This is a genomic window from Streptococcus bouchesdurhonensis (assembly GCF_948472335.1).
On record NZ_CAOKTW010000003.1, the window covers coordinates 166,848 to 187,078 of the forward strand.

Annotated in this window: 9 protein-coding genes and 2 pseudogenes; 1 reads left to right on the forward strand and 10 read right to left on the reverse strand. The window is 42.2% G+C overall.

The features are described from left to right. Positions 1-3: 3 nt before the first annotated feature. Genes QMQ21_RS06350 through miaA form a run of 3 tightly spaced genes read right to left on the reverse strand, consistent with a single transcriptional unit; the run spans position 4 to position 2,735 of the window. A complete protein-coding gene (locus QMQ21_RS06350) occupies positions 4-627 on the reverse strand; it encodes a cystathionine beta-lyase (protein WP_261062139.1) in 624 nt (207 codons plus the stop codon). Beyond that, on the reverse strand, positions 620-1,858 hold the full coding sequence (hflX, locus tag QMQ21_RS06355; RefSeq protein WP_261814108.1) for a GTPase HflX: 1,239 nt from the start codon (positions 1,856-1,858) through the stop codon (positions 620-622). Before hflX ends, QMQ21_RS06350 begins: the two co-directional genes overlap by 8 nt. Then, on the reverse strand, positions 1,851-2,735 hold the full coding sequence (gene miaA / locus QMQ21_RS06360) for a tRNA (adenosine(37)-N6)-dimethylallyltransferase MiaA (RefSeq protein ID WP_004256128.1): 885 nt from the start codon (positions 2,733-2,735) through the stop codon (positions 1,851-1,853). Before miaA ends, hflX begins: the two co-directional genes overlap by 8 nt. Positions 2,736-2,855: 120 nt before the next feature. Here miaA and QMQ21_RS06365 point away from each other — a divergent pair, with 120 nt between their 5' ends. Then, positions 2,856-3,026, forward strand: a complete 171-nt coding sequence (locus tag QMQ21_RS06365; RefSeq protein WP_001051780.1) for a DUF3042 family protein — start codon at positions 2,856-2,858, stop codon at positions 3,024-3,026. A 50-nt stretch (positions 3,027-3,076) separates the two neighbouring features. Here the strand turns inward: QMQ21_RS06365 and QMQ21_RS06370 are convergent, their stop codons facing one another. The 7 genes and pseudogenes from QMQ21_RS06370 to QMQ21_RS06400 all read right to left on the reverse strand — a co-directional run bounded on the left by QMQ21_RS06370 (position 3,077) and on the right by QMQ21_RS06400 (position 19,839). Then, positions 3,077-3,916: a thymidylate synthase gene (locus tag QMQ21_RS06370; protein ID WP_020903655.1), complete on the reverse strand. Its 840-nt coding sequence runs from the start codon at positions 3,914-3,916 to the stop codon at positions 3,077-3,079. A gap of 52 nt (positions 3,917-3,968) precedes the next feature. Then, positions 3,969-4,402, reverse strand: a pseudogene (locus QMQ21_RS06375) (GTP pyrophosphokinase). A 99-nt stretch (positions 4,403-4,501) separates the two neighbouring features. Next, positions 4,502-5,461: an ROK family glucokinase gene (locus tag QMQ21_RS06380; protein ID WP_020902451.1), complete on the reverse strand. Its 960-nt coding sequence runs from the start codon at positions 5,459-5,461 to the stop codon at positions 4,502-4,504. 117 nt (positions 5,462-5,578) lie between these two features. Further along, positions 5,579-6,265 (reverse strand): annotated as a pseudogene (locus QMQ21_RS06385) (excalibur calcium-binding domain-containing protein); the annotation flags it as partial. Positions 6,266-6,314: 49 nt separating this feature from the next. Further along, complete coding sequence (locus QMQ21_RS06390) at positions 6,315-6,932, reverse strand: alpha/beta fold hydrolase (protein ID WP_261035552.1); 618 nt, start codon at positions 6,930-6,932, stop codon at positions 6,315-6,317. Then, positions 6,933-8,654: an aminodeoxychorismate synthase component I gene (pabB, locus tag QMQ21_RS06395; RefSeq protein ID WP_261035553.1), complete on the reverse strand. Its 1,722-nt coding sequence runs from the start codon at positions 8,652-8,654 to the stop codon at positions 6,933-6,935. A 184-nt stretch (positions 8,655-8,838) separates the two neighbouring features. Continuing rightward, positions 8,839-19,839: a sialic acid-binding adhesin gene (locus QMQ21_RS06400; RefSeq protein WP_261814111.1), complete on the reverse strand. Its 11,001-nt coding sequence runs from the start codon at positions 19,837-19,839 to the stop codon at positions 8,839-8,841. Positions 19,840-20,231 lie beyond the last annotated feature (392 nt).

Below are 20,231 nucleotides of genomic sequence, written 5' to 3' on the forward strand. Positions count from 1 at the left end.
TAATTAATCAATATATAACATGGCTGTGCGGTTTTCCGATCGGAAATAGCGCTTGCCATAAAAAGAAGCAGCTTCTTGCAGTAAATCCTCTTGACTATAGCCTTTAAGACGCTTGCGACCATCAGCCAAGCTTTCCAAATCAGTCAAAGCTGTGATATTTTCCACGCTAACAACTTCCTCGTCCCCGACAGCCTGCATATAAATCTTGCCAGACTCCTCAAAGACTAGCTGATGGGGAAAAATTTGCGCAATCTCAAAGAGCAAGTCTTCTGAAATAACCTCTTCATTTTCAGAGAAAATCCGCCCCAGACCCTCACTCTCATAACAAAAACCAAATGATTTACCAGACAGATTAAGCCGAATAAAAGGCTTGTTTTCTATGGTGAAACTTGGCTCAACGTTGTAAAGATTCAGTTCCTGACTGAGTTCCGCAAAATAATCCGTCGCAGCCTCAGGACTCTTTTTCTGGTAGAGTTCTGCAAAGTAAGCATTGACCACGCTGGGCGGAGGAGTGATCAGTGCCAACTGCTCCTGCTCTGTTCTACCAGCTAGAAGTTGATCCAGATAGACCTTATCCAGACTTGTATAGCCCCCATATTTTAGAGCCAAGGTTTTAATATCAGTCATAAAATTCCTCTAACCTCCATTTGTTTTTCTCAGAAATGTAGCCTGTAATCACTTCGCCGTCTTCCTGATAATCACGTTCTTCCAGAATCGCAACACTTTCTAAATCATGAATCTTGTAGGACTTTGAAAAAGGCACTCGCAGGGTAAAAGATTCAAAAATATCCTTGATTTTCTCTAAAAATAGTGCCTGCAAATTCTCACGACTATCCTCAGACTTGGCAGAAATGAGAGCATAAGGTGTTTGGGTCGGCGTAAAATCCTCCACCAAATCCGCTTTATTATAAAGGGTCAAGCGAGGAATATCTTCCATGTCCAGGTCTTTCATGATGGACAGGACTGTTTTTTCATGCTCCTCATGGTAAGGATTGCTGGTATCGATAACATGAACCAGAAGGTCCACATGCTTGCTTTCTTCCAAGGTTGACTTGAAACTGGACACCAACTCTGTCGGCAAATCTTGGATAAAGCCAACTGTATCTGTCAAAGTTACTTGGAGATTGCCTCCCAGATGGATACTCTTAGTTGTCGCGTCCAAAGTCGCAAAGAGCTCGTCTGCTTCATACTGGGTCTTACTGGTCAAGGTGTTCATGATAGTTGACTTCCCAGCATTGGTATAACCAATCAAACCAATCTTAAAGGTGCTTGACTCCAAACGTTTTTCTCTGACAGTCGCCCGATTTTTCTCAACCACCTTGAGCTGGCGCTCGATATCCGTGATTTGGTTGCGAACACTACGACGGTTCAACTCCAACTGGCTTTCACCAGGTCCACGGGAACCAATTCCCCCTGCCTGACGGCTGAGCATAATCCCCTGACCAACCAAGCGAGGCAGGAGATATTTGAGCTGGGCTAGGTGGACTTGGAGCTTCCCTTCATGGCTCCGAGCTCGCATGGCAAAGATATCCAAAATCAACTGCATACGGTCAATGACCTTAACACCCAGAACTTCCTCTAGATTGACATTTTGCCTTGGCGTCAGACGGTTGTTGACGATGACAGTGGTGATTTCTTCTGCATCCACCATGAGCGCAATCTCTTCCAACTTACCAGAGCCGACGAAGGTCTTAGAATCATATTTTTCACGTTTTTGTCTGTAGCTATCTACAACGACTGCCCCAGCTGTCTTAGCTAGACTGGCCAATTCTTCCATGGAGAGGTCAAAATTGTCCATGCCCTGCAATTCCACACCAATGAGCAGGACCCGCTCCTCTTTTTTCTCCGTTTCAATCATCTAAAAACTCCTCTATCTGGCTTAAAATTCGGTCTTGTACACCAGCTTCTCCAATCTGATAAAAGGTGACCTGCATGCGATTACGGAACCAGGTCAACTGACGCTTGGCAAAACGACGAGTAGCCTGTTTGAGACTCTCACTGGCTTCTTCCAAGGTCTGCTCTCCACGGAAATAAGGAAAGAGTTCCTTATAGCCAATTCCTTTAGCAGCCTGCACATCTGGATAATGGTCAAAGAGCCACTTGGCCTCATCCAAAAGCCCAGCCTCAAACATCAAATCCACTCGGTGGTTGATACGTTCATAAAGCTGACTGCGTTCGTCATCCAAGCAGATGATCAAAGGTTCATACAAGGTCTCTTGATTTTCCAAATCCTGACCAAAATGGGCAATTTCTAAGGCACGCATAGCACGACGACGATTAAACTGGGGAATCTCAAGGCCAGCTTGCTCCACAAGATGAGCTAATTCCTCATCTGTATAGGGCTCCAAACCAGCCCGATAGGCCAAAATCTCCTCATGAGGAGTCTCTCCACCTAAATGGTAGCCTTCTAGTAAGCTCTGGATATAAAGCCCAGTCCCACCAGCGATAATGGCTAGCTTGCCACGACTGTGAATATCTTCAATAGCCATCTTAGCTTCTGAAACAAAATCAAAAGCCGAGTAAGACTCGGTTACCTCTCTAACATCGATTAAATGATGGGGAACAGCTGACTGCTCTTCTGGACTAGCCTTGGCCGTCCCAATATCAAGTCCTCGATAGACTTGCTGGCTATCTCCACTAACCACTTCGCCATTAAAACGCTTGGCCACTTCAATGGCTAGAGCCGTCTTTCCAACTGCAGTCGGTCCAACGATCACAATTATTTTTGTTTTCATCTTTTTTCCTTGAAAAATTCCCATTTTTTCGTTACTATTATTATAACACAAAAAAGTCAGTCAGAAAAATGTGACCTCTTGAAGGGGCTGGCTGATTAAGAAGATAAAGGAGGAAGACTCATGGCTAAAGGATTCGCTAAAGGTCTTGTAACAGGTGTCGCAGGAACTGTCGCTGCCGTCGCAGGTGCAGTATACGCATTTAAAAAGAAAGTGATCGAACCAGAAGAGCAAAAAGCAGCTTTCATCGAAGAAAACCGTAAAAAAGCAGCCCGTCGCCGCGTATCACGTTAAAAAACAAAAGAAGTTGAGATTTATTGTCTCAACTTCTTTTTTCTATTCTTTTAAATAGCTAGGTCAAACTTCAACTGTGGTTTGACAGGGTCATAATCCACCAACTCAAAGTCTTCCGCTTTGATATCAAAGAAATTAGTCCCATCTGGCACATTCAAAACCAAACGTGGTTGGCAGTTTGACGGCTCACGACGAAGCAATTCCTGAGCTTGTTCAAATTGATTGTCATAGATATGGAGGTTGTTGATGAAGTAGAAGAACTTCCCAACCTTCCAGCCAAAATGCTTGGCAATCATCATTTGAAGAGCTACATACTGCATAGCGTTGATATGGTGGGCCACCAGCATATCATTAGAACGCTGGGTCAAGGTCGCATCCAAATAAATTTCCCCATCTACACGGCGGACATCAAACATGGTCTGAAAAGCGCACGGGAGCAGCCCATCTGTTTCTTCGAAAGCTTGGTAATCCCAGAGCGAAATGATATTGCGGCGGTTCCAAGGGTTGGCTTCCAACTGCTTGAGAATCTTATTGATGATATCGTGTTTCTTAACAACGGCACCATAGCGCTCACCGATGGTTCCCGTATCTCCCACTTCCCAGTCATTCCAGTAGTGAACATTGTACTTGTCATTAAGCACGTCTAGGCTATTTGACTGGTCTTGGTAAATCCAGAGCACTTCCTTGATGGCGGATTTGATAGCGATAGGGCGTAAAGTTGTAATGGGGAATTCCCCCTTGGCCAAGTCATACTCGGCAAATGCACCCGTTACATACTTGGAGTTGGCAACTGTCCCATCCTTGTACTTGGGACGGGCCTGCTCAGAAAAGACACCGTCTTTGAGGATTCGTTCAATATTTTCTTTAAAAATAATATCTGCTTTTGTCATTCTCTCTCACCTCATTTATTGTCCTAACTAGTATAGCATAAAAAAAGCTTTTCTACATTCTCAGATAATCAATAGCTTTCTTGTATTTTTCAAATCGTTCCAGATCCTTTTCAGTAATTGTAGCTAGTCTAGATAAATCTGAATTATGTTTCAAATCTGCTAATTTGACACAACGTGCTATAGGATTCGATTTAACAAGTTCCAAATATTGTTGATAATCTTGTCCCTTTTTCTTGGTCAGTACCTGCACTGCAGTAACAACAGTCTCTGGTAAACCAGCCAATATTAGTTCTTCTACTGTATAAGGGCTATCTTCAAGAACATCGTGCAATAGAGCGACTGCCTTTTCTTCTTGCGTATCGACCAGACTTGCTACAAAAAGAGGGTGTTTGATATAAACTACTCCAGCCTTATCATATTGTCCCTCATGTGCTTTTTTGCAATGGACAAAGCCAATTCAAACATGGATTGTTCTGACTTATTCATTTAAAATCTCCTTTCTAAAATCAAAAAGTTAAGAGTTATATTTACAATTATGATCTTGAAAAAGAGCCTGATGAATCACCAAGCTCTGTCATTTTTATTTTATTGCAATACAAGTGATGCTGCTCCGATAACTCCAGCGTCATTTCCTAGAGTTGCAAGAGCTAGTTTAGTTGTTGTGCGTACTTGTGGGAAGGTATTTTCGTCGTAAACCTTTTGAACACCTTGTAGAAGGAATTCTCCTGCAGCTGACACACCGCCACCGATAACGATTGTTGATGGGTTTAGGATTGAGCCAATGTTAGCACAAGCGATTCCCAAGTAACGTGAGAAATTACGGTAAACGATCAAAGCAAGATCGTCTCCTTCTTTTGCCAAATCAAAGACAGTCTTAGCGGTTACTTCTTCTCCATTATCAATCAAGCGTTTCAAGGCTGCATCGCCTTCGTATTCATCGGCATAGCGACGAGTCAAGTTGACAATCCCTGTTGCTGAAGCAACTGTCTCAAGGCAACCTTTCTTACCGCAAGTACATGCGATTGGTTGATCAAAGTCAACAGTGATATGACCAAGCTCACCTGCTGCACCAGCAACACCGTGAAGCAATTTGCCTTCAGCGACGATACCGCCACCAACACCAGTACCGAGTGTCATAAATACAACATCTGGTTGGTTATCACCAGCCCCCATCCAACGCTCACCAAGAGCAGCTACGTTGGCATCATTATCGATGAAGAATGGAATACCCAAGGCCTTTTCAATCTTCTCTTTAATTGGTTGAAGGGTTTTCCAGTTGAGGTTGTAGGCACCGATAACAGTCCCTTTTTCACGGTCAACCACACCTGGTGATCCCATCCCAATTCCTTGGAAGTCCGCTGCTGCCAATCCAAGCAAGTCCAAACGATGCTGAATAGACTCAATCATATCATCTACGATATGACTTCCCTCATCCAAAATATTAGTCTTGATAGACCATTTTTCTTGGATTTCTCCTGCTGTTGTTAAGATTGCAAATTTGATAGAAGTTCCACCAAGGTCAATCCCAATAATCTTTTGACTCATCATATTCTCCTTTTTTATTATGAATTAATTGAAAATGCTTACAGATATAGTATAACAAAATTCACTCATTTATGCAAAGGTTTGCATTAACTTTCTAGATTTTATCCTTACTTATGGTTTCCATAGACCTGAAGCATCTACATAGTAGCGGCCTCCATCAACTCGCTCATTTTTAGCCATTTTACCATCTGATTTCAAATAGTAGTTTCCTTGCCATGCATTGCGAGCATAAGAACCATCTGATTTCAAGTAATACCAGGCTTGATAAGAAGAGTCATAAACCCACTCACCTTGTGCCATTTTACCGTTTGATTTAAGGTAATAAGCTCCTTGCCATGCATTTTTTGCATAAGAACCATCTGATTTCAAATAATACCAAGCTTGATAAGAAGAGTCATAAATCCATTCACTCTGTGCCATTTTACCATCAGCTTTCAGGTAATAGCTTCCCTGCCATGCATTTTTCACTGGATTTCCATTTCCATCAAAATAGTACCAAGAACCGTCCTGCTTAACCCAACCACTTGCTGTGGATGAAGTTGTATCAGTTTGAGTTGTAGCCGCTTGTTTTGCTTTAAAAGCACCCTTAGGAGCATTTTTCAATTCGCAAGCCACACCATCATGATCGCGGTCTAACTTGGCAGAATAACCAGGTTCTCCCTCGTGAATATCTGCGTATCCATTCGCCCAAGATTCTTTACAACTAGAAAAATGAATGTTTTCTTCTGCTAACACAGGTTGTGAAAACAAGGCTAAGACTGGCAAGGTAGCCAGACTCATTTTTAAAAATAGACGTTTATTCATTTCGTTCTCCTATAACGATGTTATCGATTTCACTATTATTTTATCAAACTTATTTCAGCAATTCAAGGAAAGGTTTAATCTGTTCAGCAAACTCTTTTGGTTTAGCTTCATTCAAGACATGAGGACCATCTGGTATAATCTGAAATTGAGATTCTGATATTAGTTTATGAAGACTTCTCATAGAACTAAGATTCGGTTTATCTTTGCTGCCACAAATTAGTAAGGTTGGATAAGGACAAGTTCTTGATATATCAGTTAAATCAAGTGTCTTCAATTCCTCAGAAACTCCGACCATAAAAGCCTTGTCTGCTCCCTGTTTTTCAAATACTTTTTTGGGAAGTAGTTTAAAAATCATCAACTGAAGATAAAATAGGATATTACCAGACAGTTTAAGTGGACATCCTGATAGAACCAAAGCTCGGAGATTTGATAAATCGTAACTAGATAGTTCTAATGCCAGGGCAGCACCTAAGGACAATCCAACCAAAATAAAAGGTTCTGTCTCTTGAGCTAGATGCTGATAAACTCGCTCTTTAGCTTGTTGATAGTTGCTAACTCCAGAAGGAAATAACTCGATAGCCTCAGAAGGATAATCTGTCAGTAGATTCCGAACTTCTTTCCAAGACTCTGCTGACTGCCCTAACCCGTGTAAAAATACCAGTTTCATCTAGTTCTCCTCTAGGCTTAATTCATACAAGCCTCTCACTGCATTACAGCCGTAAATAGCTTCTGCTTGGGCTAAATCTGCCAAGGTCAAGACTTTCTCTTCTACCTGTCCTGTTTCCAGCAAATGCTGACGGTAAATTCCCGGTAAGATGTTAAGTCGGACTGGCGGTGTATAGAGTTTCCCAGAGATTTTCAAAACCAAATTTCCAATAGAGGTTTCAAGAAGTTCTCCAGACTTATTGTGGTAAATGATCTCTTGTTCCCCTAGGTTCATGTGTGGTCGGTGAGTCGTTTTGAAGTAGGTAAATGCTTGTTGCAAATTGGCTTCCTGAAGGCAAAGTTTGGCCTGACAAAAACTTGGACTAAGAGGTGTTAATACTTGACGATCTACTTCTATCTCTCCAGACTTGTCTAGAGAAATACGCAAGCGGTAATCTCGATTAGCATCACAAGCCTGACACTCTGCTTCAATCTTTTGTCTCAAAATTTCTGGGTCAAAAGGATAAGCAAAATACCGACTAGCTTTTCTCAGCCTTTCCAGATGTTTTTCTTCAAACATCAGTTGTTTTTGGCTGATTTTTCCAGTTGTAATTAATTGGAAGCGAGCTTGTTTACGATAAAGGACTGCCGCCTTTTGATGAACCTCTCGGTATTCAGATTCCCAAGTGCTATCCCATGTAATGCCGCCACCTACTCCATAGATGGCTTTCCCTTGATGCAGTTGAATGGTCCGAATGGCAACATTGAAAATCCGGCGCCCATTTGGAAGTAAGAGACCAATCGTTCCGCAGTAAACTCCTCTTGGTTGAGGCTCCAAGTCCTTAATGATTTCCATCGTTGCAATTTTCGGTGCGCCCGTTATGGAACCACAAGGAAAGAGCGAACGGAAGATTTCAACTAGGTCCACATCCTCTCGCAACTGGCTCTTGATGGTCGAAGTCATCTGCCAAACTGTCGAATACTGTTCTACCTGACAAAGACGTTCTACATGCTCACTACCAACATCAGAAATACGGTTCATGTCATTGCGCAAGAGGTCCACAATCATCATATTTTCAGAGCGATTTTTAGAATCCTGCTCCAACCAACTGGCCTGTTCAAGATCTTCTTGGTCAGTTACCCCACGCTGAGTCGTTCCCTTCATTGGTCGTGTTGTCAACTCGCGGTCATTTTGCTCAAAAAAGAGTTCTGGACTCATGGAAATCACTGCCATCTCGTCATGTTCAACATAAGCATTGTAGCCCGCCTCCTGCTCTACTACCATACGATTGTAGATGGCAAAAGGATTGGCACTTAATTTTTGCTTGAGTTGGACGGTGTAGTTGACCTGATAGGTGTCCCCCTGCCGCAAATGATGGTGAATCTGAGCAATCGCCTTTTCATAATCTGCTTCAGACGTCACTTCCTGCCAATTTGAAGGCAAATCAACCTCATCATAAGTCAGGGGAATAGGAGATGTCTCCACCCTATCGTGAACAGTAAAGTAAAGCAAATACTCGTCCAGTAAAGGAGCTTTATGAACTGCTAATTTCTCCTCAAAAGCAGGTGCAGCCTCGTAGCTGACATAGCCCACCACATAGTAGCCTTGCTCTTGGTAGCTTTCCACTTGTACCAGCAAATCTGCCACTTCTGCTACATTTCTCGTTTTCAACTCTTTAATAGGCTGGGTAAAGGTGTATCTCTCGCCCAAAGCCCTAAAATCAATCACTGTTTTTCTATGCATATCTTAAGTATAGCACAAAATAAGAAAACCCTCATCCGCAAAGCAGATGAGATTGTTTTTAGTCCCGTCACGTATCTTCTGATTAGAGAAAAAACTCTCCTAGTAGCTATTTTGCTCTAGGAGAGTTTTAAGAATAATATTATCTACTTAGTCTCAAAAAAGGAGTTGCAACTGTTAGAAATCGTTACTGATTTTCTAATTTGTCTTCTTCATCTTCTTTTCGACGACGAGCAATAAGACCAAAACCAAGTATCGCACTAGCTGTTGCTGCAACAATTGCTGTTATGGATTCTGTTGTACCTGTATTTGGCAATTCTCTAGCCACTACACGCTGATTAGTAGCTACTTGCTGATTCTCATTTTCAAGTTGTGAGATAGTAGATGCTACACTATCTTTCACTTTAGCTTTGGCTTCATCAGTTTTCAATACTTGGTCTATTGCTTGTTTTTCCTGTGGTTTTTCTTTAGAAGTTGGATTAGCTGAGTTTACATGAACTCCAGCACTTGCTCCAACTGCCGGTCTAATTTGTGCAATCGGATTGACTGAGTTCACTTCCTCAATACCAGTTGACTTAGCTTGGTCGACTGTTGCATTCGTTGTTGCTTTGTCGATGGCTGCTTTCGCTGCGTCAGCTTTAGCTTTCGCGTCTGCTTTGGCTGCAGTTTTCTCTTCATCTGTTAAGTCTGTACGTCCGTCTATCTCGGCAGTCTTAGCTTTAAGAACTTCGTCGATGGATTTCTTAGCTTCTGACTTTGCTACTGCGTCTGGATTTACATTATTTACTTCTCTTGTTCCAGTCACCTTAGCTTGTTCTACTTCCGCATTTGTTGTTGCGTTGTCGATTGCAGTCTTCGCTGCGTCAGCTTTTGTTTTTGCTTCTGCCTTAGCCCCAATTTTCTCTTCTTCTGTTAAGTCTGTGCGAGAGTCTATCTCGGAAGTCTTAGCTTTAAGCGCTTCGTCGATGGATTGCTTAGCTTCCGTCTTCGCTACTGCCTCTGGGTTTACTGAAGTCACTGCTGTGATTCCAGTTGACTTAGATTGGTAGACTTCTGCATTCGTTGTTGCTTTATCTATGGCTGATTTTGCTGCGTCAGCCTTAGCTTTTGCTTCTGACTTAGCAGCAGCTTTCTCTTCATCTGTTAAGTCTGTACGTGCGTCGATTTCGTCGTTCTTAGCCTTCAGAGCTTCGTCGATGGCTTGCTTAGCTTCTGTCTTAGCCACTGCACCTGGATTTACTGAAGTGACTTCTGCAATTCCAGTTGACTTTGCTTGGTCAACTTCTGCATTGGTTGTCGCTTTATCGATAACTTCTTTTGCTGCGTCGGCCTTAGCTTTTGCTTCTGACTTAGCAGCAGTTTTCTCTTCGTCTGTTAAATCTGTACGAGCGTCTATCTCGTCGTTCTTAGCTTTTAGGGCATCATCGATGGCTTGCTTAGCTGCTGTCTTAGCTTCTGGTTGTGGATCTACTGCTTTTACTTCTGTTATTCCAGTCACCTTAGCTTGTTCTACCTCCGCATTTGTTATTGCGTTGTCGATGGTTGCTTTCGCTGCGTCAGCTTTGGCTTTTGCATCTAATTTAGCCACAGTTTTCTCTTCGTCTGTTAAGTCTGTACGTGCGTCTATCTCAGCACTCTTAGCTTTAAGAGCTTCATCGATGGCTTGCTTAGCTTCCGTCTTCGCTACTGCTGCTGGAGTCACTGAAGCTACACTTGCTGCCCCATCGTTTTTAACTTGAGTTACTGCATCGTTTGTTGTTGCGTTGTCGATTGCAGTCTTCGCTGCGTCAGCTTTTGTTTTCGCGTCTCCCTTAGCTGCAGTTTTCTCCTCATCTGTCAAGTCTGTACGTGCGTCTATCTCATCAGTCTTAGCTTTTAAGGTATCATCGATGGCTTTCTTAGCTTCTGGCTTCGCTTCTGGTTGTGGATCTACTGCTTTTACTTCTGTTATTCCAGTCACCTTAGCTCGGTCTACTTCCGCATTTGTTGTTGCATTATCGATGGCTGCTTTTGCTGCGTTGGCCTTAGCTTTTGCTTCTGACTTAGCCGCAGCTTTCTCTTCATCTGTCAAGTCTGTACGTGCGTCTATCTCAGCACTCTTAGCTTTAAGAGCTTCATCGATGGCTTGCTTAGCTTCCGTCTTCGCTACTGCTGCTGGAGTCACTGAAGCTACACTTGCTGCCCCATCGTTTTTAACTTGAGTTACTGCATCGTTTGTTGTTGCGTTGTCGATTGCAGTCTTCGCTGCGTCAGCTTTTGTTTTCGCGTCTCCCTTAGCTGCAGTTTTCTCCTCATCTGTCAAGTCTGTACGTGCGTCTATCTCATCAGTCTTAGCTTTTAAGGTATCATCGATGGCTTTCTTAGCTTCTGGCTTCGCTTCTGGTTGTGGATCTACTGCTTTTACTTCTGTTATTCCAGTCACCTTAGCTCGGTCTACTTCCGCATTTGTTGTTGCATTATCGATGGCTGCTTTTGCTGCGTTGGCCTTAGCTTTTGCTTCTGACTTAGCCGCAGCTTTCTCTTCATCTGTCAAGTCTGTACGAGAGTCAATCACGTCGTTCTTAGCTTTAAGCGCGTCGTCGATGGCTTGCTTCGCAGTCGGTTTTGCCACTGGCTTTGGAGTCACTGAAGCTACTGATGCCGTTCCTGCAGTCTTAGCTTGTTCCACTTCTGCGTTTGTTGTCGCATTGTCGATTGCTTCTTTCGCTGCATCAGCTTTTGCCTTAGCTTCTGCTTTGGCTTTAGTTTTTTCTTCAGCTGTTAAATCATCATTCGCATCTATTGCATCTTCTTTTGCTTTTAATGCATCATCTATTGCCTGTTTGGCTGCTGGTTTTTTAGCTGCTTCTGGACTAAACGAGTTCACATCACTTAAACCAGATACACTATTTACATCTACTTTAATGTCTGTATCTGCTGCATCGATTGCGTCTTTTGCCTCATTAGCTTTATTTTCTACTTCAGCTTTTGCTGCAGTTTTCTCTTCAGTTGTTAAATCATCTCGAGCATCGATTTCTTCTATTTTCTTCTCTAGAGCTGCATCAATTGCTTTTTTAGCCTCTGATTTCTTAACTGGTTCTGGACTAAATGAATTTACATCACTTAAACCAGATATACTATTTACATCAACCTTAATATCTGTATCAGCTTCATCGATTGCTTTCTTAGCTGCATCGGCTTTAGCTTTAGCTTCCTCCTTAGCTGCTAATTTTTCTTCTGCTGTTAAGTCATTATTCGCATCAATTTCTGCTTCTTTTGCCTTTAGTGCTTCATCTACAGCTTTTTTAGCCTCTGGTTTCTTAACCGCTACTGGATTCAATGAGTTTACATCTGCTACCCCAATAGTTTTTGAATTTTCAACGTCAGCATTTGTTGCCGCTTTATCAACTGCTTGTTTTGCCGCTTCTGCTTTAGCCCTAGCTTCTTCTTTAGCTGCTATTTTTTCCTCAGCTGTCAGATCATCTCGAGTATCGATCTCTGCTTCTTTGGCTTTAAGCGCATCTTCTATCGCTTTCTTAGCTGCTGGCTTAGCTTGCGCTGTTGGATTTACTGAAGATACACTCGTTGCTCCAGCGTTTTTAGCTTGAGTTACTGCATTATTTGTTGTCGCATTGTCGATTGCAGTCTTCGCTGCGTCTGCTTTGGCTTTCGCTTCTTCTTTAGCTGCTGTTTTTTCCTCAGCTGTCAGATCATCTCGAGCATCGATTTCTGCTTCTTTGGCTTTAAGTGCATCTTCTACTGCTTTCTTCGCCTCTGGTTTCGCTACTGGAGTTGGAGTCACCGAATCTACCGATGTTGCTCCATCATTTTTAGCTTGTTCTACCTCATCATTTGTTGTCGCGTTGTCTATTGCTGTTTTCGCTGCGTCGGCTTTGGCTTTTGCATCTGCTTTAGCTGCAGTTTTCTCTTCGTCTGTTAAGTCGTTGTTCGCGTCAATCGCTGCTTCCTTAGCTTTTAATGCATCGTCGATTGCTTTCTTAGCTGCTGGTTTGGCTACTGGAGTTGGAGTCACTGAAGATACACTTGCTGCCCCATCATTTTTAGCTTGAGTTACTGCATCGTTTGTGGTTGCGTTGTCGATTGCAGTCTTCGCTGCGTCGGCTTTGGCTTTAGCTTCTTCCTTAGCTGCTATTTTTTCCTCAGCTGTCAGATTATCTCGAGCATCAATCGCGTCATTTTTAGCTTTTAGGGCATCGTCGATTGCTTTTTTAGCTGCTGGTTTTGCCACTGCTGTTGGATTTACATTATTTACTTCTGTTGTTCCATTAGCCTTAGCTTGGTCTACTCCCGCGTTTGTTGTCGCATTATCGATCGCTTGTTTCGCTGCAGCTGCCTTGTCTTGCGCTTCTTGCTTAGCTTTGGCTTTTTCTTCGTCTGTTAAGTCATTATTTGCGTTGATTGCTGCTTCCTTAGCTTTCAGCGCATCTTCGATGGCCTTCTTAGCAGCCGGTTTAGCTGTTGGTGTTGGAGTGACTGATGATACACTTGTCGCTCCGTCGTTTTTAGCTTGCGTTACGGTATCGTTTGTGGTTGCATTGTCAATTGCAGTCTTCGCTGCGTCGGCTTTGGCTTTCGCATCAGCTTTCGCTGCAGTTTTCTCTTCGTCTGTTAAGTCGTTGTTTGCGTCAATTGCTGCTTCCTTAGCTTTTAATGCATCGTCGATTGCTTGTTTAGCCGCTGGCTTAGCTTGCGCTGTTGGACTTACTGAAGATACACTTGTCACTCCGTCGTTTTTAGCTTTCTCAACTGCATCGTTTGTTGTTGCGTTGTCGATGGCTTGCTTAGCTGCGTCTGCTTTTGCTTTCGCATCAGCTTTCGCTGCAGTTTTCTCTTCGTCTGTTAAGTCGTTGTTTGCGTCAATTGCTGCTTCCTTAGCTTTTAATGCATCGTCGATTGCTTGTTTAGCCGCTGGCTTAGCTTGCGCTGTTGGACTTACTGAAGATACACTTGTCACTCCATCGTTTTTAGCTTTCTCAACTGCATCGTTTGTTGTTGCGTTGTCGATTGCTTGTTTCGCTGCGTCGGCTTTGGCTTTTGCATCTGCTTTAGCTGCAGTTTTTTCTTCGTCTGTTAAGTCATTATTGGCATCAATCGCGTCATTCTTAGCTTTCAATGCGTCATCAATTGCTTGTTTTGCAGCCGGTTTAGCTGTTGGTGTTGGAGTGACTGATGATACATTTGCTGCCCCAGCGTTTTTAGCTTGAGTTACTGCATCGTTTGTTGTCGCGTTGTCAATTGCTTGCTTCGCTGCGTCGGCTTTGGCTTTCGCGTCTGCTTTGGCTGCAGTTTTCTCCTCATCTGTTAAGTCGTTGTTTGCGTCAATCGCGTCATTCTTAGCTTTTAATGCGTCATCGATGGCTTGCTTCGCTGCTGGTTTGGCTACCGGCGTTGGAGTCACCGAATCTACTGATGTTGCTCCGTCGTTTTTAGCTTGAGTTACTGCATCATTTGTCGTAGCGTTATCGATCGCTGTTTTCGCTGCGTCTGCTTTGGCTTTTGCATCAGCTTTCGCCGCAGTTTTTTCTTCGTCTGTTAAGTCGTTGTTGGCATCAATCTCATCGTTCTTAGCTTTCAGTGCATCGTCGATAGCTTGTTTTGCAGCCGGTTTGGCTGCTGGTGTTGGAGTTACTGAAGATACACTTGCTGCCCCATCATTTTTAGCTTGTTCTACCGTTGCGTTTGTTGTCGCGTTGTCGATCGCTTGCTTAGCTGCGTCGGCCTTAGCTTTGGCTTCTGACTTAGCCGCAGTTTTTTCTTCGTCTGTTAAGTCGTTGTTGGCATCAATCTCATCTTTCTTAGCTTTCAGTGCATCGTCGATTGCTTGCTTAGCTGCTGGCTTCGTTACTGGTGTTGGAGTTACATTGTTTACTTCTGTTGTTCCAGTTGCCTTAGCTTGAGCGACTTCGGCGTTTGTTGTTGCTTTATCTATGGCTTCTTTCGCTGCATCAGCTTTGGCTTTTGCATCTAATTTAGCCACAATTTTCTCTTCGTCTGTTAAGTCTGTACGATCGTCTATCTCGTCGTTCTTAGCTTTTAGGGCATCATCGATGGCTTTCTTAGCTTCTGGCTTCGCTTCTGGTTGTGGATCTACTGCTTTTACTTCTGTTGTTCCAGTCACCTTAGCTTGTTCTACTTCCGCATTTGTTGTTGCTTTATCTATGACTTCTTTCGCTGCGTCGGCTTTGGCTTTCGCGTCTGCTTTGGCTGCAGTTTTCTCCTCATCTGTTAAGTCGTTGTTTGCGTCAATTGCTGCTTCCTTAGCTTTTAATGCATCGTCGATTGCTTGTTTAGCCGCTGGCTTAGCTTGCGCTGTTGGACTTACTGAAGATACACTTGTCACTCCAGCGTTTTTAGCTTTCTCAACTGCATCGTTTGTTGTTGCGTTGTCGATTGCTTGTTTTGCTGCAGTCGCTTTGTCTTGCGCTTCTTGCTTAGCTACGGCTTTTTCTTCGTCAGTTAAGTCGTTATTTGCGTCAATTTCTTTAATCTTATCAGCTAACGCGTCTTCTACTGCTTTTTTAGCTGCTGGCTTCGCTTGCGCTATTGGAGTGACTGAAGATACACTTGTCGCTCCGTCATTTTTAGCTTGTTCTACCGCATCGTTTATTGTTGCGTTGTCGATTGCTTGCTTAGCTGCATCTGCTTTCGCTTTAGCTTCAGCCTTAGCCGCGGTTTTCTCTTCGTCTGTTAAGTCTGTGCGAGCATCAATCTCGTCGTTCTTAGCTTTTAGGGCATCATCGATAGCTTTTTTAGCTTCTGACTTCACTACTGCGTCTGGATTTACATTGTTTACTTCTATTGTTCCAGTTGACTGAGCTTGATCGACTTCTGCGTTGGTTGTTGCTTTATCGATGGCTTCTTTCGCTGCATCGGCTTTGGCTTTCGCGTCTTCCTTAGCTTTGGCTTTTTCTTCAGCAGTCAAGTCGTTGTTTGCGTCAATTGCTTTAATCTTATCAGCCAACGCGTCATCGATCGCTTTTTTAGCCGCTGGCTTCGCTTCTGGTATTGGATTTACATTGTTTACTTCTGTTGTTCCATCAGCCTTAGCTTGTTCTACCGCCGCATTTGTTGTTGCGTTGTCGATTGCTTGTTTCGCTGCAGTCGCTTTGTCTTGCGCTTCTTGCTTAGCTGCAGCTTTTTCTTCGTCAGTTAAGTCGTTATTGGCATCAATCTCATCGTTCTTAGCTTTAAGCGCATCGTCGATTGCTTGTTTAGCCGCTGGTTTTGCTACTGGTGTTTGAGTTACTGAAGATACACTTGTCGCTCCGTCATTTTTAGCTTGTTCTACCGCTGCGTTTGTTGTCGCGTTGTCTATTTCTTGTTTTGCTGCGTCGGCTTTGGCTTTCGCGTCTGCTTTGGCTGCAGTTTTCTCCTCATCTGTTAAGTCTGTACGAGCTTCAATCTCATTATTCTTAGCTTTCAGAGCTTCATCGATTGCTTGCTTAGCTTCTGTTTTCGCTTCTGGTTGTGGATCTACTGCTTTTACTTCTGTTGTTCCAGTCACCTTAGCTTGTTCTACTTCCGCATTTGTTGTTGCGTTGTCGATGGTTGCTTTCGCTGCGTCAGCTTTGGCTTTCGCGTCTTCCTTAGCTGCAGTTTTCTCTTCATCTGTTAAGTCTGTACGTGCATCTATTTCGACAGTCTTAGCTTTGAGCGCTTCGTCGATGGCTTTCTTAGCTTCTGTTTTCGCTTCTGGTTGTGGATTTACTGAAGTTACTTCTGACGTTCCGTTAGTTTTAGCTTGCTCAACTTCTGCATTTGTTGTCGCTTGATCAATTGCTTGTTTTGCTGCGTCAGCTTTGGCTTTCGCGTCTTCCTTAGCTTTGGCTTTTTCTTCAGCAGTCAAGTCGTTGTTTGCGTCAATTGCTTTAATCTTATCAGCCAACGCGTCATCGATCGCTTTTTCAGCCGCTGGCTTCACTTGCGCTGTTGGTGTTACTGAAGATACACTCGTTGCTCCTGCGTTTTTAGCTTGTTCTACTCCTGCGTTTGTTGTTGCATTGTCAATAGCTGTTTTCGCTGCGTCGGCTTTGGCTTTCGCGTCTTCCTTAGCTTTGGCTTTCTCTTCAGCAGTCAAATCGTTGTTTGCGTCAATCGCCTCGTTCTTAGCTTTCAATGCGTCATCGATGGCTTGCTTAGCTGCTGGTTTGGCTACCGGCGTTGGAGTCACCGAATCTACTGATGTCACTCCTGCGTTTTTAGCTTGTTCTACCGCATCGTTTGTTGTTGCGTTGTCGATTGCTTGTTTCGCTGCATCGGCTTTGGCTTTCGCGTCTTCCTTAGCTTTGGCTTTCTCTTCTGCGGTTAAGTCATTGTTCGCGTCAATCGCTGCTTCCTTAGCTTTTAACGCTTCATCAACTGCATTTTTTGCATCAGTTTTCTTTTGACTTGCTTGTGGGTTAACGCTTTCTACATCAACAACGCCTGTAGTTTTCGCATTATCTACTGTTGAGTTTGTTGTTGCAGTATCAATATTATTTTTAGCCGCTGTTGCTCTTGCTTGTGCATCTGCTTTTGCTGCTTCTTTTTCTTCAGTTGTTGAATCATTTCTTGCATCAAGTTGTGCTACTTTCGCTTTCAGCGCGTCTTCAATTGCTTTCTTAGCCGCTGGTTTCGCTACCGCTGTTGGCGTTACTGAACTTACACTTGTTGTTCCTGCCGTTTGGGCTGAGTCCACTGCTGCGTTTGTTGTCACATTATCAATTGCTGTTTTCGCTGCAGTTGCTTTTGCCTGTGCATCTGCTTTCGCTGCATTCTTCTCTTCGGTCGTTAAGTCGTTATTCGCATCAATGGCTGCTTCTTTCTCTCTTAAAGCTGTATCAATAGCTGCTTTTGCTGTATCTTTCTTAGTTACTGCAGGATTATCATTGCTAATCGCAGTTGTTCCTGATGTTTTCGCATTATCTAATGCAGCTTTAGTCGTTACCGAGTTATCATTAATTGCTGTTAAAGCTTTCGACTTATCGGCATTAACTTTTTCGATTGCAGCTGCTTTTTCTTCTGAAGTTGCGTTTGTATTAGCATTAATCTCTGCAATTTTATCTTCAGCAGCTTTGTTAACTGCATCAATTGCAGGTTGTTTATTTAAACTTACATATTCTGATAAAGGTTTTGTATCAGTTGATCCATCTTTATAGGTCACAACAATATTTCCATTAACATCTTTTGTAATCGTAGAAATTCTTGTCGCCTGATTGTCTACAGCTTGTCCTCTCTTGCTAGTAAAATTAGCATCATCGTTAGTTTGAGAGTATTCGATTTTTACTTTTTCTTTAATTTTTTCAAATTCGTCAGCCGTAACATTCGCTGGATCTACTACACTAACTGTTCCTTCTGGAGTCTTAATATCATATTTAGTAGTTTGATTTTTTACAACAAATTCAACATAACCTTCAATTTTTTGACGTTCTGCAGGATTAGTAGTTGCATTAATTCTTCCGTTAAAAGGTGCACTTTCTCCATTGTTGTCATCTTTTGCAACGATAACACTTGTCCATTTTTTCCCAGCAGTTAAATTCGTTGTTCCAGTCATTTTAATGGTTACTGTCTTCTTATCTTCAGAAACAGAACCCGCTCCGCTTGTTACTGCGCTATCAACAATATTCCCTACTGCTAAACCAAAACTAGTTGCATTATTATAGTTAATGTCACCAGGGCCACGAAGTTTTAGGTCCTTAATCTTAGACTCATCCGTTGCAGTAAATGTTAGGTCTGTCTCTTCTCCAGAATAGATATAAATATTTCTGTTCGCTTCGTTTGAATACGGTAGATTAACAACCGGCGGAACATTTTTTTGTACAATTTCACTTACTGGTTTTGTCTTCGTAGAACCATCTGTAAATGTCACAACGATATTATTCCCAACGATATTAACAGATTGGATAACATCCTCAGGATGTTCAACTAAAGTTCCACGTTTATCAGCAAATCGTGCATCTTCGTTTGTTGTTGAATATTCTAGTTGAATACTATCTTTGATTTTTTGCAAGTCTTCTGCTGTAGGATTTGTCAAACTAGTTACAGAAATCTTTTCATCTGTAGGTTGAGATCTTAATGAATATTTCTTAGATTGAGCTTTTAATACTAAGTAGAAATACCCTGGGTCTGCAATACTATCACCTTTTTTAAGATTCTCTCTACCTTGATCATCAACCACCTGAATATAACGAGTACCCACGTTAAGTGTTTGGTTTTCTTGTTTTGTATAATCTCTGTGTTTTTTCAGTATATCGTTTGGACGACCTGTAATAACGATTTTCGCAGGATTTGCTTGACTCGCCTCCGATGTTACCCCTGCCGTTTCAGCACGATTTATTACCCTAGCAGTAAATCCAAATTCAACATCCAAGTCATTATCTGTACCTGCAACATTAGGGAATCTTTGTCTAGATCCTTTCTTAATCGTTGCATAACGAATCTTTCCAGTTTCAGAATAAACAGGAATTTCTAATGAGAAATGCTCTTCGTTATAGATATAGATTTTCTTCTCATCTGGTATGGAGAATGTAAAGTCTACCTTAGGATCTTGATTGACAGGTGCACGGAATGTTGTATCCTTTTCAATTTCACTTCCATTACGCGGATCATTGGCACCAGTATTTTCAATCGCATTTGATTCTGATGGTTTCTCAGTATTTTCAGCTTTGATACCAACTGTTTCTTTACCATCAATAGTATCTGTTGAAACAATTTCTTTTTTCTCAACCGGCTTATTTCGTAATTTTGAGTTAACAGCAGTAACCAGTTTTTGATAGGCACTCGTCAATTCTTCTTGACTGCTTGCGTTCGCTAAAGTTGCTTTGGCATTAGCCAATTCAGCAGCTAGACTCGCTACACTTTCCTCTGTCTTATTAGCGTAGGCTCCACTTGAAATCTTACCTTCAATTTCACCAATATAATTTGCAAGTTGGCTTTTATCTAATTCTGGTTTACTAATTTTTGGCTCACTGATTTTGGACTCACTCTGATTTTCAGCCTTCTCCCCACCTGATTGAGCCAACTCTACTTTACTAGAAGACTCTTCAGTTACTTTCAATTGATCAGCTGCAACTGCTCCATTTCCTAAAAACATTAAAAAGGCAGCAACCGCTACACTCGCTGCACCAAAACTATATTTACGAATGGAGAAACGCATGATTTTTTCTTTTCTCTGATTCTCAAGGGACTTATCAGAAAGCTTGTTCTTCATTTATAATATTTCCTTTTCTTTTATCTATATACACATTATATTATATTAAAGTTTATGCGTATTTACAAATTACTTTATATTTCATTTTATAATTTTTAAGCCATTTTTGCAAGTTGTTTGAACTAGAACAGAATCCATAAAACAAAGCCCTGCCTGACATTTCATCTACTTTTTGAAAATCTATTTTCTAGTATTTTGGCTATAAATATATTCAATAATTATGCTTGTAAATGAACAGTCAATTACTACATAAATAAAAAGGAGAAGACATACTTGCCTCTACTTTTTGGGCTCTATAATATTTGTAGTGGGTAACCCCCCTATAGATATTATGGAGCCTATTTTTGTGTAGAAAAAAAAGTCCCATAAGATCTATAATGAAAAGCGACCAA